This is a genomic window from Flagellimonas alvinocaridis (assembly GCF_004916895.1).
In the GTDB taxonomy this organism is placed as follows: Bacteria; Bacteroidota; Bacteroidia; order Flavobacteriales; family Flavobacteriaceae; genus Flagellimonas; species Flagellimonas alvinocaridis.
Genome location: NZ_SNTZ01000001.1, coordinates 310,205 through 331,003, shown reverse-complemented (window position 1 = coordinate 331,003; position 20,799 = coordinate 310,205). Strand labels below are relative to the sequence as shown.

Below are 20,799 nucleotides of genomic sequence, written 5' to 3'. Positions count from 1 at the left end.
TTTTTTACCTTTCCAATAAATCCAACAATTGCTCCTTACTTAGGTTAAGTGCTCTAGCCACCCTAAGTAAACTAATGACACTGGTATTGACCTCCCCATTCTCCAATCTACTGATTTGGGTTCTGCTGATGTTGGCCTCCAACGCCAATTGATGTTGGGATAACCCGATTGCGGACCTATGACCCTTGATTTTTTCACCAAGCTGTTTTTTGAACTCGTTTTCCTGCCTTTCAAGCTCGCTTTCATAAAATCCCATTTGTGTTGGATTATGATTGAAAAAAATCTTTTATCGGCACATCCAGTGCTTGTGCCAAAAGATGGAGATTGACAATGGAAGTACTGATCTCTCCACGTTCTATTCTCCCAACCTGATTTTTGGACATCTTCGCATCTGTTTCCAAAGCAGCCTGGGACAGTCCGGCCGCTTCCCTTAAATCTCGAACCCGTAGTCCAAAATCTTTTAAGATTTGTAACTCTTCTTGGGTGTAGTTTCTTCGCATGATTCTAACCCTCTTTCAAAAATAAGGTGTGCAAGGGAACTCCCAAGGCACTGGCAATTCGGTTGAGGGTAACCAAACTGGTGTTGCGTTCTGCACGTTCAATTCTCCCAATCTGATTTTTGGTGATATCTGCTTCTATGGAAAGTTGGAATTGGGTCAGCCCTTTCGCATTGCGAAGTTGTTGGATTCTCTGACCAACCGACTTCATGATTTCCTTGTCTTCTTGTGTGTAGGTATTGAGCACATGCCAAGTTGCCTATAGTTTAATAAAATATTGACACCCTCGATGGGGTATTTTAATTATTTTTCGTATCATTGTTACAGAAATTCCGGCATAACCCCCTGAACTGTAATCTCTTTGCCATGTCTATTGATCTATTGGGGGAGATCCAACATTTTTTGGACCAACGCCCCAATGCTTCCCTGGAAATTACCTTCGCATATCTGGACATCCATTTGTTCAATGAGAACAAGTTGCTCAACAGGATCGTTCGAGAGAATGCCAAACTTCGCATCCACACCCCACCATCGCCTGGGATGCCCCAAATGGAGGTGTTGGACCATCTGGTGTTTCAGTTTTCCTTTTGGTTTGGGCTACCCACTTCTAAATTCCCATTCGAGAGCAATGCACTGGGCATGCCAAGGCCCTTGGCCCGTGGTTTTTTGCAGATCAACACCGATGAACTGGACCTACAGTTTACCATTGAGGCCCCTGACCCCAAACTCCATATCTTGGTACAGCATTGTTATGTGAATCCTATACATATAAAGCAGGTGGAACGGCAAGGTGTGGCCCAACCCTAAAGGGTTGTTTGCAGTAAAAAAGCCCACCGATATCGGCGGGCTCTTTCCTGTAAAGCTAGTTTTTCAGATTGTTTTGATCTGATGTTGTTGGTCGGGAAGATTGCCCCTTGGCTTACAGGGCGTCTTCCATTTTATTGGTCAGCACCATCGGCCATGGCGCGATCAATGGTATACTGTGCCACTGCGCGGCCTTGGTCGGTACCCACGGTGGCGTCAAAACTCCAATGGATTCCACCGTACACTCGTGATATGGCGGCCTCTTCGGCCCAACCCCTGAACTTACTGGCCTCTTCCGGGAAAACATAGGCCAATACTTCCGATGCCGCTGCCGAAAACACACTGTGTCCCGAGGTGTAGCTGGGGAAGTTGGGGGTTCCGGCGATGGTCTCAAACCCTTCGATCATCTGGATGGGTCTGGGATAATGGTAATAGTATTTGGCATCCCAACAACTGATCCCGGAGTCCATAATGGCCATGTTCATATAGGCTAGGGTACGGGTGGTCTGAAGTGGATTCAATCTATAATCCACGATAAATTCGTTGGCAATGCGGTTCCAGTGCCCTGGAGGGGTGTAGGTGCCCAGTCCATCTTGCCAAAAGTTGGCGATCCGGCGATGTTCGTCCGTCATGTTGCGGGCGTAGTCCTTAAGCAGTTCCACATCGTCCAAAAATTCCTGTGAGTCCAGTTGCGGCGGTGCAATGGGGCGTACACTTTCCACATCGTCAATGCTCCACATGGTCACTTTTCCAAAAAGAGGTGTCAACCCCACAGGACGTACTGGTATTTCCAAGTTGTCCCAAGCCCAACCAAAACGGTCATAGGCGGCTTGTTTAATGGAATCGGAAACGGCTTTTGGGGTCTGCGCTTTGCTCATGCCGTCGGTGGAAGCCCGTGCCAAGGCAGTGGCCGAGACCACATCACCAATGGCAACGCCTGCGGTGACATCGCTCATCACATGTCCGCCGGACAATCGGAGACTTTCTAAATGTTCTTCTTCCAAACCTTGCAGATACTCTGCTTCCAAAGGAAACATGGCTGTAAGGATGTTCCGTGAGGCCCTTGCGATCACCGCTCCATCCGAGGGATAGGAAGGGATGGCATTCTCCTCATACGCAAAATCGATGTCCCCATCCTGCTGATAGGGTGCTGCCCGGTTGTATTGGTATTTGTAATGCCATGCACTGATGAGGCCATCAAACTGAGCCACGGACATGTAGGCCAATGCCCTACACGCATAAGGTGGATGAGCAAAAGGAAAGGCCGGTGGCCCTTCTGGGTTGGATGGATTGGGCAGGGTATAGGTGCCATCGGCATTGGGACCGGGGATGAGGTTGTACTTGGCAATGAGTTCCAAGGCAACCTCGTTCCAGCGAATGGTCGGATTGTTGGTCCAATACTTTACGGCTTTTTTCTGTTCAGAGGTCATGCTTTGCATATCGGCTTTCAGGTCTGCCAGCTCCGCTTGATAGGCTTGGGAATCGGAAGACTCGGGCGCATCCACGGGTATCGAGGCCCCGGAATCATGGAGCACAGGGGTCCAGTCCCCACCGTTTTCATCAAGTTCGGAATACGCATAACTTTCATAGGGAAGGTAGCGCGGGGTGTCTTTCTCGCAGGAGGCCAAAACCACAAGGGCGATGGCCCAAAGTAGGGTGGATATCTTATTGTACATCATCGGTTACTTCAATTGGTTTTTTGAATGGGTTGAACTGATAGGTAATACCAAAGCCGGTATTGCTAAGTTTGGGCATGTTTCGCCCATCAATGATCCTGTTGTGGTAGGCCACAACGCCCAATCCCTTCAAGGATTTAAAATAGTATTGTGCCGAAAGCCCAATGCGGTCAAACTTTACCTTATTGGTGGGCTGTGCGGCATTATAGGCCCTGATATCGTCCCCGCTGGTAGAATCCAATCCGGTATAGTTGAATTCCAACTTGAACGAGTAGTCAAAGAACCACTTTCCAACGATACCCTCATAGGTCCAAGCGTTGGGGACATCCATCCAAGCGGTATAGTAGCTGCCGTTGTTGTAATAGTAATCCCTTTCGGCTTCGGTATACCCACGCCAAAGATGGGCCAAGGAACCTCTTACGAACCAACCGTTGGACAATTGGTACTGGCTTATGGCCCGCAGTGAAAACTCCGGAGCGCCCGAACCGATGCTGTAGGGTTTGTAATCGGACAGATAATTGGTGAGGGGAGTTGAAAATCCGGCCGTGGTCAAGACGGATAGCTCCCCATTGCCCAAGGTTTTTTGAACGGCCCTATACTTTAAGGCGAAGCCAATATCCTGAAACCCTCTTGCCCCAGTAAACTTTCCTCCATTGGGTTCCGAAGAATCCGTACTGATAAAGGGCAGGCCAATATAAAAGTTGAGGTCGTCCAGAATACCAATGGCCGCCATGGGCAATACCGTGTTACGGTCTACCGTGGCGATGGTCTCGTTGGACCGTAGATAGCCGCCTTCCCAATAGCGGTCAAAGCTGCCCATGTCATAGGCAAACAAGACGCATATGTTCTTGGAGGGCATCATCAAGGCATCACTGGGGGTCTGCGCCTGAAGCGGGTTCGGGAACCAGATGCAAAATAGCGTTAGGGTGACCACCAGATAAGGCCAAGAAAATCTGGACCCAACTGTAGAACCCTTTTTAGAAGTGTTGTTTAATGGAATCATTATTTAGTTTTGATTGGAAATAAGGTCAAGGCAATGACTCTGAACCTATTTTATGATTGATATGATGGTCGTTTGGTCATGCCGCGGGCTAAAATAGAAGTAAGGCGCTAACGAACGGATTAAGGAAAAATAAGAAGGGTTAAGGAAGGGTTAAGAGGGTTAAGAATCACCTAAAAAGAGGAAATTAAGGATAATCAAAGGTTACGCAACACGGGATAACCGATACTATTTCATAAAAAAAGCCACCCAAAAGGGTGGCCAATCCATATAAGTGGTACAGATTTTCTATACAAAAAGCAATATCACGGTGAGTACAAAGCCTGCTGCGGCAAAGTACAGCCCGTTTTTATAAATGGGGGCCTTGGGACGAAACATAAAAAAAGCAGAAACGGCAAAGAACAAAAGCGCCACACCAAAGAAAATGCCCAGCCAGAACAAAGGATGGCCGGAGTGCATTTTGTGGAGTTTGTTCATGTTGTCCAGGATCTTGGGCAAACGTTTTTCGGTATAGGAAGCTTCCCCTGTTTTTTGGTTGTAAGTGCCTCCGCTGAAATAGAATAGGTCTCCTTCGGTACGGTTTACCTTGAATCCTCTTTTGCGCAAAGCAGCGCCGAGCGTTTCCTCATTGAGGTTGGGCTCCAAGGTTGTACTGATCTGGACGTCACTTTTCATGTAGTCCGTATTTCTAAACGTAAGTACAATGCCACTAATGGCATATACTGCCATGATTCCGGCCAAGAAAAATCCAAGATATCTGTGGATTTCCCGAAACGTGTTTTCCGATTTTCTTCCCATGAAGGAGGTCTGTTTTTAAATTGTTTTCGGGCCCAAATATACGTCTATTGTTGCGCCATCTCCAGATTAATGGTAAGGTCAACTTCATTGCCCAGGGAAGCCGTTTCACCGCCCACACCAAAATCCAATCGGTTGACGGTGCCGGTGAGTTTAAGTCCCGCTTTGAGCTTTTGGCTGCGTTGGTCCGTAATGATTCCGTTTACCTTTCCATCAAGAGTAACCGTCTTGGTTACGCCATGCATGCTAAGGTCTCCTGTAAGTTTAAAGGTTTTGTCCCCCGTCTTTTCAAAGGTGTTGCTTTTAAAGGTGATGGCAGGATGGGTCTCGGCGGCAAAAAAATCATCACTTCGCAAATGGTTGTCCCGGTTGGTGTTGTCTGTGTCGATACTGGTGGTTTTAATATCGACCGAAAATTGAGCTTCGTCAAAAGTATCGGTAGCAGTGGCAGTAATGTCAAAATCGCCAAAATGGCCTTCCACTTCAGAGATCATAAGGTGGGTAATGGCAAATCCAACTTTGGAGTGGGCGCCGTCCGATTTCCAAGTGGACTGTGCAGATACCATAGATCCCACAAGAAGGGAAAAAATCAGTGCTGTTTTTTTCATGATTGATTCATTTAGAATGTTAGTGATGTTTTTGTTTTTGAGATTGATAACTACTAATATGGTCAAATCAAATGAGTGCCTCTATGATTTTTCCGTAAACGGTAGGAGTGGGCATGTCATCAGCAGGTTTTATGAAAATTTTAACTAAACTGTCGTTCAAGGGGTAAATTTTGTTGTTGGCAAAACAATTTTCCATTAAATGTGGATTATACATAGTTTTGACCTTTAATAAATTACAACGTCTTGATTTCAAGAAAGGAACTTCTATTTCAGGTTGTACTGCACGTTATTGTGCTCTTGTTTTTCTCTTTTGACAAACATGAGGGTGGTATTGATATAGATCGAGCCATCTTTCTGTTGTTTTACAGTGCGGCTACGGTCATTATCACCTATTTTCTAATGCCCAAATACCTATACAAGAAGAAGTACTGGCAGTTCTTTATTGCTTTTGGCCTTGTTGTTACCGTTGTGATTTTGTTGGAAGAATTGGTGCTGGAACCCCTGATGTTTCCCAATACCAAGCGGGGGACCTCTTTCCCGGGCGTGTATCTATCCTTATTGGGGGTATTGCCCGTTATGACCATTTTGTCCGGATGTAAATTTGGATGGGACGCTTTGCAGAAACAGGCCGAAATAGATGAGCTTCAGAGTACCATTCAAGAAAGCGAGCTTCAGTTTTTGCGATCACAGATCAATCCGCATTTTCTGTTCAATAATTTGAACAATCTATATTCCTATGCATTGCAGAACTCTCCCAAGACCCCGGAGATAATTTTAGAGATGAGTGGGGTATTGCGTTACATGCTCTATGAGTCCAAGGAGCAGTTTGTCCCTCTCAAAAAAGAGTTGGAACATCTGGACAATTTTATAAAACTGTACAAGCTTCAGATTGAATCCAGAGGGCACGTTAATTTTAAGACAAGCAACATTAATGGTGGCCATAGAATTGCTCCATTGATTTTGATTGTGTTCGTAGAGAATGCTTTTAAGCATAGTCAATCCGGACAATCATCGGATATTGAGATAGATATTTCCATAAAAATGGAAGGCTCTGTATTAGAGTTTCGTTGTAAGAACAATTTTGAAGTAGTGCCCAGCTTGGATACGGTTGCCAAGGGAATTGGGCTTCAAAACGTTCAAAAAAGATTGCAATTGTTGTACCCGAACAAACATCGTCTGGAAATAAAGGAAGAAAATAAAAGTTATAACGTATACTTGAGGTTGGAACTCGAAAAGGCATAGGGTATGAGATGTATTATTGTTGAAGACCAACCACCCGCCCAACGCATCCTACAGAAATTCATAAAGGATGTAAATTCCCTTGAACTGGTAGGGACTTTTTCTGATGGGTTACAGGCCCTGGAGTTTTTAAAGAATGCATCTGTGGATTTGATGTTCTTGGATATCCATTTGCCCAAAATCAATGGAATCGACTTTCTAAAAAGTATCCAAGACCCTCCCAATGTGATACTTACCACCGCATTTTCTGAATATGCGCTTGAAGGATATGATCTTAATGTGGTGGACTATCTACTAAAACCGTTTTCTTTCCAACGTTTTTTGCAAGCTGTGAACAAAGTGAACAAAAAACCAGATACGGATTTGAAGAATGGAGGAACTTTATCAAGTGCGGTCCAAGAGATTTATGTAAAGTCCAGCCATGAACACATCAAGGTCGCGGTGGATGATATTCTGACCATTTCGTCTGATTCCGATTATACTGAAATCCGATTGGAACACCGAAAGATACTGTCCAACGAACCCCTGCGCCATTGGGTAAGTGTATTGGAGCCTCCACAGTTTTTTCAAGTGCACAAATCACACATCATCAACACCAAAAAAATTGATAAGATCTCCGGTAATCTTGTGTACTTGACCAATGGAGCAAAAATCCCTATTGGACGTGCCTACAAGGAAAACTTTCTGAATAGCATATTGTAATCCAGAACAACATTGCTCTTGAAATAAAAAGGCCCGAATTTTCGGGCCTTTCCTATTGGATATTTTTAAATCCTACCCGGTAAAATAGGATAAAATGGCAATCACAATTACTACCAGGAGCACAGAAAGCACCACATCCACAGTGCTATAGCTTCCCTTGGTGGCGGCTCGGTCCTCTGCAGTCAAGGTGCCAAAGGAAAGACCCTTTATCAATGCGTAATTTGGAGGGGCCGTGGCCAGAGTGACCGCAATACATAGGGCTACCGAAAATATGAACATAAAAATGGCCATGTGGGCAAAGTTCACGGTGGCGAATTGAAATAGGAAGCCCGACACTTCTTCACCCGAGTTGATTTGGGGCTGATAATAAATTTCGGAGCCCAAACGGAGCACCAAAAGTACCAGACCTGCCAAAAGTGTGGTGATGGCCGCCTTTGAATTGACCCGTTTCCAGATGATTCCCAAAAGGAACACTGTGGTTACGGGAGGTGCAATATAGGATTGTACATTTTGAAGGTATTGGTACATGACCCCACCCCCGATTTTGTCCATAATGGGAATCCAAACAATACCAAGCACCACGATGATGCCCGTTGCGATTTTTCCAATGGTGAGTAGTTCCCGTTCTGATTTTTCTGGGCGAAGCTTTTTATAGATATCGATGGTGAAAATGGTGGAACATGAATTGAACACAGAGGCCAGGGAACTCATCAATGCGGCCATAAGCCCACCAGCCACCAAGCCCTTCAACCCAACTGGTAGAAGGGTCTTTACCAACATGGGGAAAGCCCTGTCGGCACGTTCCACACTAAATACTTCAGGGTTTTGAATGGTGAGGGCAAAGGCAATGATACCGGGTATCAAGAAAATCAGGATAGGCATCAATTTTAGATAGGCTCCAAAAATGGCCCCACGTCTACCTATTTTAATGTTGTTGGCAGCTAAGGTTCGCTGTACAATATATTGGTCGGTACACCAATACCAGATTCCTACAATGGTTCCCCCGATCAAAAGACCGGTCCACGGAAAATCTGGATCGCTCATGGGGCGCCACATGTTAAAGTGGTCTGGGCTAACCGAGGTCACGGTTTCCCGAAGCTGTCCCCAGCCTCCAACTTCCTGAAGCCCCAAATAGGTAATGATCAAGGAACCCAAAATCAGGATAACGGTCTGTAGGGTTTCCGTGTAGATCACCGCTTTCATTCCACCTACAACAGTATAGATTCCGGTAAAGACCACTACTCCAATGGCCCCATACCAAAATGGAATCCCAAGCAGTTCGGAAACCACAATTCCTCCTGCATAAATGGTCACGGAAACCTTGGTGAGCACATAGGCCACCAATGAAAATATAGATAGGAACCAGCGCGATCGGCTATCAAAACGTTTTTCGAGGAACTCGGGCATGGTAAAGGCTCCACTACGTATATAAAAGGGAAGGAACAGCCACCCTAGCAGTAGAACAATCCAGGCATGAAGCTCATAATGGGCCATGGGTGTGCCCGATTCAAATCCGGTTCCTGCCAAGCCAACTACGTGTTCCGAGCCTATGTTTGATGCAAAAATCGAGGCGCCGATTACGAACCACCCCACATTTCTACCTGCCAGAAAATAGTCCTCGGTGTTTTTGTTTTTCTGGGCCACCACCCAAACGGCCACTCCGATCAGGGCCAAGAAGTAAATGCCCAGAACAATCCAGTCGGGCCTTTCTAAAACTGATTCCATAATTAAATTGGTTTGTTTGCTTAGTTAAGTTAGTTTATATGTACTGATTGATTATGTTCTCAAACAATTCCTGTTTTCCACTACGCTTTTTGATTTCTGGGTTTTTAGAAGCGTGTGCATATAGGTCTATCAAGGAAAGCGTACCATCTTCAAAGGCTTTTCCGGTGCCGGAATCAAACGAGCTATATCGGTCCCTCCTCATGCTAATATAATTGGAATTTTCCAATATGTCGTTGGCGGCCAATAAGGCTCTTGCAAAAGCATCCATTCCACCGATGTGGGCATGAAAGATGTCCTCAAGGTCGGTCGAGTTTCTTCGGATCTTTGCGTCAAAATTGATTCCACCGCCCTGAAAACCACCTGCTTGTAGAATAACCAGCATGGCTTGGGCCAGCTCATACACATCCACGGGGAACTGATCGGTATCCCATCCGTTTTGATAATCGCCCCGGTTGGCATCGATGCTTCCTAACATCCCATTGTCTGCCGCAATCTGGAGTTCATGTTCGAAAGTATGCAGGGCCAAGGTGGCGTGGTTGACTTCGATATTGAGTTTGAAATCGTCCAAAAGGTCATACTTGGTTAGGAAACCGATGACCGTGGCGGCATCAAAATCATATTGGTGTTTGGAAGGCTCCATGGGTTTAGGTTCAATAAAGAAAGTTCCCTTGAACCCTTGTTTTCTGGCATAGTCCTTGGCCATGTGCAGGAACCGGGCCATATGGTCCTGTTCGCGGCCCATATCGGTGTTCAATAGGGACATATACCCTTCACGACCTCCCCAGAACACATAATTTTCTCCATTTAGTTTAATGGTGGCATCCAAGGCGTTTTTCACTTGTGCCCCGGCATGGGCCACTACATCAAAGTCGGGATTGGTGGCCGCCCCGTTCATGTATTTGGGGTTGCTAAAGCAATTTGCGGTTCCCCACAATAGCTTTACCCCGGAAGCCTTCATTTTTTCTTGGGCGTAATCGGTAATGATTTCCAATCGTTTTTCAGATTCGGTCAATGAATTCCCTTCGGCAATCAGGTCAAAATCGTGGAAACAATAGTAGGGAGCCCCAATTTTGGTGATGAATTCAAAAGCGGCATCCATTTTGTCCTTGGCCTGTTGAATGGGGTCTGCACTGGTCAACCAAGGAAATTCTTGGGTAGGCGCCCCGAAAGGATCGGCCCCTACACCGGTGAAGGTATGCCAATAGGCAATGGCAAACTTAAAATGGTCCTTCATGGTCTTGCCTCCCACTAATCTGTTCTCATCATAATATTTAAAGGCCATGGGATTATGGGATTCCTTTCCTTCAAACTGTATTTTTCCAATTCCTTTGAAAAACTCTGTATCTCCTTTTGTGATCATAATTTTATAATGTTCAATGTTCTAGATATGTTTTTAGTTCTTTTTTCCAGTTCTGATAGGCTTCCTGATAGTTTTCAGTGTTAGCGTCCGGTTCATACGTCAACTGAACGGCATCCGTGGCCGTAGCTTCAGTGATACTGTCAAAATCCCCGTGGGCATAAGCTGCCGCCCTAGCTGCGCCAACGGCCCCGGTGGTCTCCACAATATCAATACGGCTGTTGGTCAGTGAGGCAATGGTCTTGGAAAATATACCCGCCCGAAAGAGATTGTCATTGCCTGCTTTGATGGAGGTGATGTCCACCCCGTCGTTTTGTAGGATTTCCATGCCGTATACAAAGGAGAATGCAATGCCTTCCAAGGCCGCCCTGAAAATATGGGGAGCTTTGTGCAGGTTAAACCGAAGGTTCAAGATTCGTGAGCCTTTTCCAAAATTGTTCAGCATACGTTCCGTGCCATTCCCGAAGGGAAGAATGCTCAACCCTTGGGCACCAATGGGGATGGATGCCGCCATTTGGTTCATTTGGTGATAGGAAAGACCTTGGGTCAGTTCGTTCCTGATCCAGCTATATTGGATTCCCGTACCGTTGATGCAAAGTAATTTGCCGATTCTTGGGTCCTTGGGCGTATGGTTAACGTGGGCAAAGCTATTGATGCGGGTGTGTTCTTGGGTAGTTTCTTTATCGGATAGGGCATATACCACTCCTGAAGTACCTCCTGTGGCCGCTATTTGTCCGGGCTCCATGACATTCAGGGATAGGGCGTTGTTGGGTTGGTCGCCAGATCGGTAAAGAATTGGAATACCTTCGGGAAGTCCGGATTCCAAAGCACCTTGTTTGCTCACAAAACCCTGTTCCGAAAAAGTGGGACGTATTTCAGAGACCAAGGAAGGGTCTATACCAGCTTCCTTCAATAACCATGTGGCCACTTCATTGGTTTTAAAATCCCATAAAATTCCTTCGGAAAGCCCGGATGGTGTGGTAACGCAGGAGCCGGATAGTTTTAGGGCAATATAGTCGCCGGGCAACATGAACTTATGGATCTTCTTAAAGATTTCAGGTTCATGGTCCTTGACCCATTTTAGTTTGGAAAGTGTGAAATTTCCGGGGGAGTTGAGGAGATGTTCCACACACTTTTCTTTACCGGCCTTGTTGAACAGCTCTTCCCCGGTTTCCACGGCTCTACTATCGCACCAAATTATAGATGGCCGGATAGGTTTATGGGACTTATCCACCACGACCAAACCGTGCATTTGGTACGATATGCCTATGCCTTTGATGTCTTCTTTGGAAATCCCATTTTTGGAAATCAACTCACGTACCGTAGTACAAAGGTGTTTCCACCAGAGTTCAGGGTCTTGCTCTCCCCATCCTGGATTTGGGGCCATGATGGGCATTTCCTTTTCGGGTTGTTGTACAACATCCACCACTCTTCCATCTTCATTTTGTATCAGGGCTGCCTTAATGGATGAACTGCCAATATCAAAACCTAACCAATATTTAACCATGTTGTTGTCGAGCGCTTCAAATATTCAATTAAAATAGCATTAAAAATTAAATGTCATCCAAGAATCATGATCAAGAGCAATTTAGGATGGAACAGGAATAATTTTTTGCTAACGATTATTTAAACTAAAAAAGCGAATTGTTTTCCAAAAAAAGTGAGTAATTTGAAACTTTATTTTATTATTTGTAAACATTGTGTCAACCCAAAACACCCATAAAAGACGGTCTTCCCTAGTATTCGTCCTGCATGCCTCCCTTGCTGCTTTTGGCACATACTTTTGTATGTATGCCTTTCGGAAGCCTTTCACCGTGGCTACGTTTGACGGGCTGGCTTACTTTGGGGTGGATTACAAAATATTGTTGATCATTGCCCAGGTTTTGGGATATGCCCTTTCCAAATTTATTGGCATCAAGGTCATTTCTGAACTAAAACCCAACCGAAGGTTGTTGCTCTTGATTTCCCTGATCTTTTTGGCCGAGATGGCATTGATCGGGTTTGCAACCCTGCCGGCCCCCTATAATATTATTTTTATGTTTTTGAACGGCATTCCCCTAGGAATGGTTTGGGGCATTGTATTTTCTTATGTTGAGGGAAGAAGGTTCACCGATGTTTTAGGGGTGATCTTGTGTGCGAGTTTTATTGTCTCGAGCGGTGTGGTAAAATCCGTTGGGCTCTATGTAATGAATAATTGGGGAGTAAGTGAGCTATGGATGCCTTCGGTGACCGGGGCACTTTTTGTACTTCCCCTGTTGTTGTCTTCCTACTTTTTACAACGGGTGCCCCCGCCCACAGCTTTGGATATGGAGCAGCGTACCGAACGTGTTCCCATGACCAAGCAAGATCGTAAAGCCCTTGTGAAGAAATTCTTTTTCCCGCTTTTGTTGGTGGTCATCTTTTACACCTTCTTGACCGCGTTTAGGGATTTCCGAGACAATTTTGCCCGGGAATTGTGGGATAGTATGGGGTATCAAGGCGATATTTCCGTCTTTTCCACATCGGAAATCATCATTGCCATTATTGTGCTCTTGATCATAGGCTCCATTTTTTATGTGAAGGATAACTTTAGGGCATTGTTGACGTATCATTTACTGTTGATATTGGGAACCGTGGTGCTGGGTGTTTCCACCCTCATGTTCCAAATGGGTTTGATGAACCCCTTTGTTTGGATGGTCTGTACCGGTTTTGGACTCTACATCTGCTATGTGCCGTTCAACTGCTTGTTCTTTGATCGTTTCATTGCGGCATTCAAGATAAAGGGTAATTCAGGGTTCTTGATTTACATTGCCGATGCTTTTGGATATGTGGGCAGTGTTTTGGTGCTTCTCTATAAAAACTTTGGTCAGGCCAACCTTTCATGGCTCAACTTCTTTGTATATGGCACATACGCCGTGGCCGTAATCGGTATTTGTATATCAGTGGTGCTTTTTGTCCATTTTGGGGCAAGGTATAAATCAGGAAAATTGAACCAGGAATTGGATTATGGACAATAAATATGATGTAGTTGTTGTAGGAGGCGGTATTTTGGGCACTTTTCATGCCTATCATGCCATGGAATTGGGGATGAAGGTCTGTTTGGTTGAAAAGGATAATTATCCCAAGGGCGCCACCACTCAAAACTTTGGACAGGTAGTTCCATCCGGGATGAACACCAAATGGCAAAAGTACGGGCGGGAAAGCCTTCGGATCTATAAAGAGATCCAATCCCAGTTTGATATCAGCATTCGTCAAAATGGAACCGTGTACCTGGCATCCAATGAAGAAGAGGAGCAATTGTTGGTAGAGCTGCGGGCCATCAACAACAATAATGAGTATAGTTCCAAGATGTTGACGAAGAGCGAATGTTTGGAGCGGTATCCCGGATTGCGTAGGGATTATGTAAAGGCCGGACTTTTCTTTCCGGATGAGGTGACCGTTGAGCCAAGGACCATGATCCATAGGCTTCAGGAATATCTGGTGGCCCAAAAAGGATTGGAGATCAAAACAGGATTTTTGGTTTCTTCCTGTGAGAGAACGGGGAGCGGGATAGAAGTACGGAGCTCAATGGGTGAAAGTATCTTTGGCAAAAAGGTTATCATTTGCAACGGCAGCGATTTTAAGAATCTTTATCCGGAATTGTTTGCCCAAAGCGATTTGGAAGTTTCCAAGCTTCAGATGATGCAGACCAAACCCCAAGAAAATTATACCTTGAAAGGGTCCATTTTAACCGGATGGTCTATCAGAAGGTATGAGGCATTTTATGAGTGTCCATCCTATCACGAAATAAAGGCCAAGGAACTACCGGATACGCCGCAGAAAAATTGGGGCGTGCACATTTTGTTCAAACAAGCCTTGGATGGCTCGGTGATCTTGGGAGATTCACATCAGTACGCCGATGCTGCACATGCGGACGATCTAGGCTATGATCTTGATATGGATATTGATAATTTTATGGTGCAGGAAGCCAAAAAGATCATTCAATTGCCCAACTATGAAATTCAGCGTAGGTGGTACGGAATGTATTCGCAATGTAAGACCAGTGATATCTTCAAAAAGATCATTGATGAAGATATCCATATCGTTACCGGTATTGGAGGCAAGGGCATGACAGGGAGTGCCGGGTTTTCAAAAAAGAATATTGCCAAAATTTTAAATCGATAGAAATCGCTTATGAAAGATATGAAACTAGTTGTGTTTGATATGGCCGGAACTACGGTGAACGAGGACAATGTTGTTTACAAAACAGTACAAAAGGCACTGAACAATGCGGGGGTTGATGTTAGCTTGGACCAAGTATTGGAACATGGGGCTGGGAAGGAGAAATATCAAGCCATTCTGGACATTGTTGAACAGGTAAATGCCACTGTGGATGCCAAGGAAGTACATGCCTGTTTCAAGGAAATGCTCAAACAAGCTTATGCCGAGTTGGAGGTGACCACTTATGAAGGAGTGGAACAGCTTTTTGAAACCTTGCGGTCCCATGGAATCAAAGTGGTGTTGAACACGGGGTACGATTCCAATACGGCGCAATCATTGTTGCAAAAATTGGGTTGGAAACCAGGCGACCAAATAGATGCCTTGATCACGGCAGATGACGTGGAAGTTGGAAGGCCTTCTTCCGAAATGATCGATAAGGCCATGGCCCTATTCAATATTACCGATCCAGAGCAAGTGCTGAAAGCTGGTGATTCTGAAATTGATATTGAGGAAGGAAAAAATGCCAACTGTGGGATTACCGTTGGGGTCCTTACCGGGGCACAGACCAGGGTACAGTTGGAGAAAGCCGAGCCAACCTATATCTTGGACTCATTAAGTGACCTGAAAGAAATCCTGTTCAAGGATTAGATAAAGAAGTAGACCACCAACATCTTTGAAGGTACTTTGCCCCTGTTGATGGGTACATGGGGGATTCTCCCATCAAAAAAGATGGAATCTCCTTCCTTCAAAAGTACTTCTTGGTCCCCAATGACGTATGCACACTCACCGGTTAGAATGTATTTGAACTCAAAGGCATCTGTAATTACTTTTTCCCGTTCGGAGTTGGGCTGCACCTCCAAGAGTACACTTTCAAAACCAACGGAGTTCAATTGTTTTCCAAAGATGTAATTGTAGGTAAATCCAATGGCTTCGTCCTCTTTTTCAATGATGGTCTGTTCTTCTTTCCGCGACACCAAAAAGTTGTGCCCGTTGACCTTGGGCATACCATCAAAGAAATCGATCATCTCGGTTTCCAAAGCCCCCACGATTTTTAAAAAAACGGGTAAGGAAGGGATGGTCCTGCCATTTTCTATGCGTGAAATCAACCCAGCGGTAACTCCAGCTTGGATGGCAACATCGCTGATCGTCTTTTTGTTGCCTCTCCGTATTTCCTTGATGCGTTTGCCAATGCCTATCAGATAATCATCCATGATAACTTAACCTCGTGTATTTTAGTATTTATAATATTTTGGAAAAAGGAACAAATAAAGTATGTTTCTTAACCTATTGTTAAACAGTAATATATTAAGGTGTTCACTTGGTGCAAGATACCATAAAAATTGAATATTTGTAAATAATGTTTAGCTAACATTATGGCGATTCTTTTAACCTTTCCATATCTTTTTTTTAATCTGTTCAACTGCGTGCCTTAACGCTTGTGTTGGATATTTGTTGATAAATAATTAACCAAATTTTACAAATATTCAACAAATGAAAAAAGCATTCGTAGCGTTTATACTTGCCTTTACCGTAAGTATTGTCGGCTATTCCCAAACCACATTTTCAGGTACGGTTGTGGATGAAAACAGTGTACCGTTGCCTGGGGCATCGGTTGTTGTGAAAGGTAGCACCGTAGGGGTGGCTGCAGATTTTGATGGAAACTTTGAAATTGGAATTCCCCAGGAAGGTGGAATTTTGGTGGTTTCCTATATAGGGTATATTGCCCAAGAATTTGATCCTTCCGGAAAGACCATGGCAACCATTATGCTCCAACCCGATTCACAGCAATTGGATGAAGTAGTGGTTACGGCTTTGGGTATCAAAAGGGAAACCAAAAAATTGGCCTATGCCGTTCAAAAAGTTTCCGGGGAAGAGATTTCTGAAGCAAAGGAAACCAACGTGGTGAACTCACTTGCCGGTAAAATGGCGGGGGTTCAGGTCACTGGAGGGAATTCTGGTGTGGGATCGTCCTCTCAGATCATCATCCGTGGGGAAAATTCATTGAATCCTAGCCCCAATGCCAACTCTCCTTTATTTGTGGTGGATGGTATTCCTATTAATAATAATGTGAGCAGCCGTGGTTCCGAAGGTAACATGGAAGTAGATTACGGTAATGGCGCCATGGACATCAACCCGGATGATGTGGAGACCATGACCGTATTGAAAGGTCCCAATGCAACCGCACTTTACGGTTCAAGGGGAGCCAATGGGGTTGTCCTTATCACTACAAAATCAGGAAGAGGCGCAAGAGGTATCGGGGTTTCATATACCAATAACACCACTTTTGAGGACTTGTTGACCTTGCCTAAGTATCAAAACAGATACGGACAGGGATCTGGTGGACAGTTTGCCTTTAATGATGGAGGTCAGAACCGTTCCTTGACCGGAGGGATCAATGACCATGTGGATGAAAGCTGGGGTCCTGCCTTGGATGGGCAACTGATTCCACAGCACGATAGCCCAACCACTAGCGGATTGCGTGCTGGGGATGTGCATGTACGACCTAGAAATCCTGATGGCACTTTTGCGGATGAAATCATTGCGACTCCTTTTTCACCGCATTCAAGTAATATTGATGACTTCTTCAGAACCGGCTTTACCATGAGCAATAACATTGCATTGACCGGCGGTAATGAGGATGGAAATTTCAGGGTGTCTTTCACCGATTTGCAGAGCGAGAGCGTTATTCCGAACTCCAACTTCAAAAGACGTTCCTACCAAGTGAACGGAACCTATAACCTGACTGATTGGTTGAAGGTGACGGGATCTATGAACTACGTCAATTCCAATTCAAGGAACCGTCCCAACAACTCTTATGGAACGGAAAACGTAATGTACCTATGGATCTGGTTCGGTCGTCATATAGACATGAACGGACTAAGGGATTACTGGCAGCCTGGTTTGGAAAATGTACAACAGTACAATTACAACTATAACTACCATGACAACCCGTTCTTTACGGTTTTTGAAAACACAAACGCCTTTAACAAGGACCGTGTGATTACCAACTTGCGGGCCGATTTGAAGTTGACCAAGGATTTGAGCTTTATGTTGCGCTCCGGGTTTGATTATTCCAATGAACTGGATATGCGTAAAAGGGCTTTTTCAACCCAGCGATTCCCAAATGGGCAGTATCGTGAAGACTACATTTATGCTTATGAGCAGAACACAGATTTTCTTTTGGCCTATAACAAGGAGTTGAACGAGGATTTTGACTTTGGGATCTCCATGGGGGCCAACCATCGTTCGGCAAAGAACAGATATCAGCGCATAAGCGCCAACTCATTGTCCATTCCCGACATCTACAATTTTGGTAATGCCGCCGAGCCTTTGACACAGAGCGATTACGATAGCAAGTTTACGGTGAACAGTCTCTATGCCTTTTCGAACGTTTCCTATAAGGACTATGCCTTCTTGGATGTAACGGCCCGTAACGATTGGTCGTCCACTTTGCCTGATGGAAACAATAGCTATTTCTACCCTTCGGTTGGAATGAGTTTTATCCTTTCCGATATGTTTGAGATGCCAAAAGCCATCAGTTTTGCCAAAATCCGAGGAGGATGGGCCACCGTGGGGAACGATACCGATCCTTACAACTTGGCTGCCACCTATGGATTTGGAAATACCTTTAATGGATTCTCTAGGGCGTATTCACCTTCAGAATTGAAATTGGCAGACCTAAAACCGGAAAGAACCAACTCCTTTGAAGTGGGTGCCGATCTGCGATTCTTCCAAAGTCGTCTAGGCTTGGATGTTGCTGCTTACAAATCTGTTACCGATAACCAGATTCTTTCCCTTCCAGTCTCCAACACTTCAGGATATGGGTCAAGGATCATCAACGCCGGTGAGGTGGAGAATAAAGGTATTGAGGTTACATTGAGCGCAACTCCTGTAAAGACCGATAGCTTTAGCTGGGATACCAATATCAACTTTACCGCCAACCGTGGTGAAGTAAAGGAACTTACCGATGGACTTACCAGCTATTTGGTAAAAGAGAACTACCTGCAAGTGGTGGCCGAAGTGGGTGAGCGAATGGGAGATTTATACGGGACTGGATTTGAGCAGGTAACCGATAAGAGCAGCCCCTACTATGGACAGTGGATCATTGATGAGGGTTCAGGCTTGCCTATCCGAAGCAATGAACTACGCAATCTTGGAAACTACAATCCAGATTTCATGGTAGGTTTCCAAAACAGTTTCCAGTATAAGAACTTCAGGTTCGGATTCCTTTTCGATTGGAGACAAGGTGGGGTGTACCACTCAAGGACCGTTGCCATTGGAGGTACAACTGGGATGTTGGATTTTACAGTGCCAGGACGTGAGACTGGTATCGTTGCACAAGGTGTAATTGATAATGGTAATGGAAGCTATACGCCCAATACGCAGAGTGTGGCTGCATCCAACTACTATTCCCATGTGTATAACAGAGGCAATGAGCAAAGCTCAATGTTCGATGCAACCTATGTGAAACTTCGTGAAGTGAAGTTGGGATATACCTTCCCAAGTAAATTGTTGGAAAGAACCCCAATTAGGTCAGCTACCATTTCACTGGTTGGCCGAAACCTTGCTTTGTGGACAGAAAATGACCACGTAGATCCTGAGACCATTTCTTTCTCCGGAGGCAATATTGTGCCCGGTGTAGAAGACATGGCCCTGCCCAGTACCAGAAGTTTTGGACTGAACCTTAATGTAGAATTTTAAATAGTCAAGACGAAAAAAAGATGAAGACATCAAACATCATAGCGTCAATATTTCTAGCGGGAACCCTAATGGTGTCCTGTACCGAAAACTTTGAAGAAATCAATATGAACCCCAATGCCCCGGAGCAGGTAAGTGCCAACTTACTGGTATCCACCGTGACCTCGGAAATTACCAGAACACTTACACAAGAGGGCTACAGCGATGGAAACACCATTACCCAATTGATGGCCAAGAACAACTTTCCTGGGTTTAGCCAATTTGATTGGGGAGATCAAGGCATGTGGAATTTCTTCTACAATTACTTGCCGGAAATCAACGATATTTTGGAAATATCCAGGGCAGAGGGCACCCAAAATGCAACCTATGAAGGGATAGCCCTTACCATGAGGGCCCTTAGTTTTGCCAACCTGACCGACTTGTACGGACATGTTCCTTACTCCGAAGCCATGTCCGGTAAGTCTGATGGAATATTTACTCCAGTATATGATGATCAAGAGACCGTATATAATGGGGTGTTGCAAGATTTGGCCGACGCAGATGCTGCACTGGCAAAAGGAGAGGCAATTGCAGGTTCTTCAGGAGATGTGATTTATAATGGGGATGCCACCAAATGGAGAAGGTTGGCAAACTCATTGAGACTGCGCTATTTAATGCGGATTTCAAAACGTAGGGATGTTTCTGCCGACATGCAGTCCATTGTCAATGCAGGAAACTATATCGATTCCAATGAGGACAATGCTACATTGGTGTACAGCGGAACTTCCAACACCGATTCTTGGCCCGAGAGTACTGGCCGTATCGGAGGCTTTGATGAAAAAAGCTTGTGCACCACCTTGTTGGATTATTTTGAACGTTTTAATGACCCACGTTTGGACATTTGGTTCGATAGAAACAGCGATGGTGATTGGGTAGGTATCCCTATTGGCCTGAACCAGGACAATGCCCGTGCCTATGATGACGAGTTTAGTCCAAGCAGGTTGGATGTGGAGTTGTTTTACTTTTCTGCCACTCAAGCCGAAGCTTTCATCATGAAAAACTCAGAAGTACAATTTATTTTGGCGGAAGCTGCCGAAAGAGGCATCATTACTGGAAGTGCGGAGAGCTATTACAATGAAGGTATTAGGGCAAGCCTTTCCTATTGGGGTGTTGATGATGCCGACATTGAAGCCTATTTGTTGGAATCCGAAGTACAATATGATGGCACCTTGGAACTTCTGTTGACCCAAAAGACCATTGCCCTTTGGAATGTGGACTATCAAGGTTGGATGGATTACAGAAGAACAGGCATGCCTGCATTGGAAACAGGTCAAGACGATTTGAACGGAGGATTGTATCCCGTTCGTTTCCTTTATCCTTCATCGGAACAAACCCTGAACAAGGCCAATTATGACGGTGCCGTAAGTGCCATGGGCGGAGCGGGAGACAACATAAATACCAAAGGCTGGTGGGAAACCGGAACCCGGTATTAGTAGAAGAATTCATTCATTTCAGCGAGCAAACGGTTGCCCTTTGAACG

20 protein-coding genes are annotated in these 20,799 nt (G+C 45.0%); 8 read left to right on the top strand and 12 right to left on the bottom strand.

The features are described from left to right. Nucleotides 1-4: 4 nt before the first annotated feature. From EZV76_RS01460 to EZV76_RS01450, 3 genes are read right to left on the bottom strand one after another with little or no spacing between them, the layout of a single operon-like run. Nucleotides 5-256, bottom strand: a complete 252-nt coding sequence (locus EZV76_RS01460) for a helix-turn-helix domain-containing protein (RefSeq protein WP_136564817.1) — start codon at nucleotides 254-256, stop codon at nucleotides 5-7. A 10-nt stretch (nucleotides 257-266) separates the two neighbouring features. Next, nucleotides 267-500, bottom strand: a complete 234-nt coding sequence (locus EZV76_RS01455) for a helix-turn-helix domain-containing protein (RefSeq protein ID WP_129655086.1) — start codon at nucleotides 498-500, stop codon at nucleotides 267-269. A 4-nt stretch (nucleotides 501-504) separates the two neighbouring features. Beyond that, nucleotides 505-744, bottom strand: a complete 240-nt coding sequence (locus EZV76_RS01450) for a helix-turn-helix domain-containing protein (RefSeq protein WP_236640831.1) — start codon at nucleotides 742-744, stop codon at nucleotides 505-507. A 119-nt stretch (nucleotides 745-863) separates the two neighbouring features. Between EZV76_RS01450 and EZV76_RS01445 the strand changes: the two genes are divergently transcribed. Further along, nucleotides 864-1,304, top strand: coding sequence for a hypothetical protein (locus tag EZV76_RS01445; RefSeq protein WP_136564816.1), 441 nt, complete (start codon nucleotides 864-866; stop codon nucleotides 1,302-1,304). Between the two features lie 131 nt (nucleotides 1,305-1,435). Here EZV76_RS01445 and EZV76_RS01440 read toward each other — a convergent pair whose 3' ends face one another. The 5 genes from EZV76_RS01440 to EZV76_RS17390 all read right to left on the bottom strand — a co-directional run bounded on the left by EZV76_RS01440 (nucleotide 1,436) and on the right by EZV76_RS17390 (nucleotide 5,576). Continuing rightward, on the bottom strand, nucleotides 1,436-2,980 hold the full coding sequence (locus EZV76_RS01440) for a vanadium-dependent haloperoxidase (protein ID WP_236640830.1): 1,545 nt from the start codon (nucleotides 2,978-2,980) through the stop codon (nucleotides 1,436-1,438). Next, nucleotides 2,967-3,980 (bottom strand): transporter family protein, encoded by a 1,014-nt coding sequence (locus EZV76_RS01435; RefSeq protein WP_201741806.1) that lies wholly within the window; start codon nucleotides 3,978-3,980, stop codon nucleotides 2,967-2,969. The genes EZV76_RS01440 and EZV76_RS01435 overlap by 14 nt, the downstream gene beginning before the upstream one ends. Nucleotides 3,981-4,265: 285 nt before the next feature. Continuing rightward, nucleotides 4,266-4,775, bottom strand: a complete 510-nt coding sequence (locus tag EZV76_RS01430) for a PepSY domain-containing protein (RefSeq protein ID WP_136564815.1) — start codon at nucleotides 4,773-4,775, stop codon at nucleotides 4,266-4,268. A 44-nt stretch (nucleotides 4,776-4,819) separates the two neighbouring features. Further along, entirely contained in the window at nucleotides 4,820-5,380 is a 561-nt protein-coding gene (locus tag EZV76_RS01425; RefSeq protein ID WP_136564814.1) for a YceI family protein, read from the bottom strand. Nucleotides 5,381-5,447: 67 nt separating this feature from the next. Continuing rightward, on the bottom strand, nucleotides 5,448-5,576 hold the full coding sequence (locus tag EZV76_RS17390) for a hypothetical protein (RefSeq protein ID WP_262709743.1): 129 nt from the start codon (nucleotides 5,574-5,576) through the stop codon (nucleotides 5,448-5,450). 47 nt (nucleotides 5,577-5,623) lie between these two features. Here EZV76_RS17390 and EZV76_RS01420 point away from each other — a divergent pair, with 47 nt between their 5' ends. Both EZV76_RS01420 and EZV76_RS01415 read left to right on the top strand, forming a co-directional pair. Continuing rightward, nucleotides 5,624-6,622, top strand: a complete 999-nt coding sequence (locus EZV76_RS01420; protein WP_136564813.1) for a sensor histidine kinase — start codon at nucleotides 5,624-5,626, stop codon at nucleotides 6,620-6,622. 3 nt (nucleotides 6,623-6,625) lie between these two features. Beyond that, a complete protein-coding gene (locus tag EZV76_RS01415) occupies nucleotides 6,626-7,321 on the top strand; it encodes a LytR/AlgR family response regulator transcription factor (protein ID WP_136564812.1) in 696 nt (231 codons plus the stop codon). A gap of 72 nt (nucleotides 7,322-7,393) precedes the next feature. Here the strand turns inward: EZV76_RS01415 and EZV76_RS01410 are convergent, their stop codons facing one another. The 3 genes from EZV76_RS01410 to EZV76_RS01400 are packed head-to-tail and all read right to left on the bottom strand — an operon-like array spanning nucleotide 7,394 to nucleotide 11,910. Then, the gene (locus EZV76_RS01410; RefSeq protein ID WP_136564811.1) at nucleotides 7,394-9,046 is read right to left on the bottom strand and encodes a sodium:solute symporter; all 1,653 of its coding nucleotides are present in this window, start codon (nucleotides 9,044-9,046) and stop codon (nucleotides 7,394-7,396) included. Nucleotides 9,047-9,080: 34 nt separating this feature from the next. Beyond that, nucleotides 9,081-10,406, bottom strand: a complete 1,326-nt coding sequence (gene xylA, locus EZV76_RS01405) for a xylose isomerase (protein ID WP_136564810.1) — start codon at nucleotides 10,404-10,406, stop codon at nucleotides 9,081-9,083. Between the two features lie 13 nt (nucleotides 10,407-10,419). Continuing rightward, entirely contained in the window at nucleotides 10,420-11,910 is a 1,491-nt protein-coding gene (locus tag EZV76_RS01400) for a xylulokinase (RefSeq protein ID WP_136564809.1), read from the bottom strand. Nucleotides 11,911-12,190: 280 nt separating this feature from the next. On the opposite strand from EZV76_RS01400, the gene EZV76_RS01395 reads away from it, so the two are divergent. The 3 genes from EZV76_RS01395 to EZV76_RS01385 are packed head-to-tail and all read left to right on the top strand — an operon-like array spanning nucleotide 12,191 to nucleotide 15,230. Further along, nucleotides 12,191-13,399 carry a DUF5690 family protein gene (locus EZV76_RS01395; protein ID WP_236640829.1) on the top strand — a complete coding sequence of 403 codons (1,209 nt, stop codon included), beginning with the start codon at nucleotides 12,191-12,193 and terminating at the stop codon, nucleotides 13,397-13,399. After that, complete coding sequence (locus EZV76_RS01390) at nucleotides 13,389-14,546, top strand: TIGR03364 family FAD-dependent oxidoreductase (protein ID WP_136564807.1); 1,158 nt, start codon at nucleotides 13,389-13,391, stop codon at nucleotides 14,544-14,546. The genes EZV76_RS01395 and EZV76_RS01390 overlap by 11 nt, the downstream gene beginning before the upstream one ends. A gap of 9 nt (nucleotides 14,547-14,555) precedes the next feature. Next, nucleotides 14,556-15,230, top strand: a complete 675-nt coding sequence (locus EZV76_RS01385; protein ID WP_136564806.1) for a phosphonatase-like hydrolase — start codon at nucleotides 14,556-14,558, stop codon at nucleotides 15,228-15,230. Here the strand turns inward: EZV76_RS01385 and EZV76_RS01380 are convergent. Then, nucleotides 15,227-15,793: a helix-turn-helix domain-containing protein gene (locus EZV76_RS01380; protein ID WP_129655114.1), complete on the bottom strand. Its 567-nt coding sequence runs from the start codon at nucleotides 15,791-15,793 to the stop codon at nucleotides 15,227-15,229. The two genes, EZV76_RS01385 and EZV76_RS01380, sit on opposite strands and share 4 nt — an antisense overlap. Before the next feature lie 280 nt (nucleotides 15,794-16,073). On the opposite strand from EZV76_RS01380, the gene EZV76_RS01375 reads away from it, so the two are divergent. Together EZV76_RS01375 and EZV76_RS01370 are read left to right on the top strand one after the other, a co-directional pair. Next, on the top strand, nucleotides 16,074-19,283 hold the full coding sequence (locus tag EZV76_RS01375) for a SusC/RagA family TonB-linked outer membrane protein (protein WP_136564805.1): 3,210 nt from the start codon (nucleotides 16,074-16,076) through the stop codon (nucleotides 19,281-19,283). Between the two features lie 20 nt (nucleotides 19,284-19,303). Beyond that, nucleotides 19,304-20,752, top strand: coding sequence for a SusD/RagB family nutrient-binding outer membrane lipoprotein (locus tag EZV76_RS01370; RefSeq protein WP_136564804.1), 1,449 nt, complete (start codon nucleotides 19,304-19,306; stop codon nucleotides 20,750-20,752). Nucleotides 20,753-20,799: the final 47 nt, after the last annotated feature.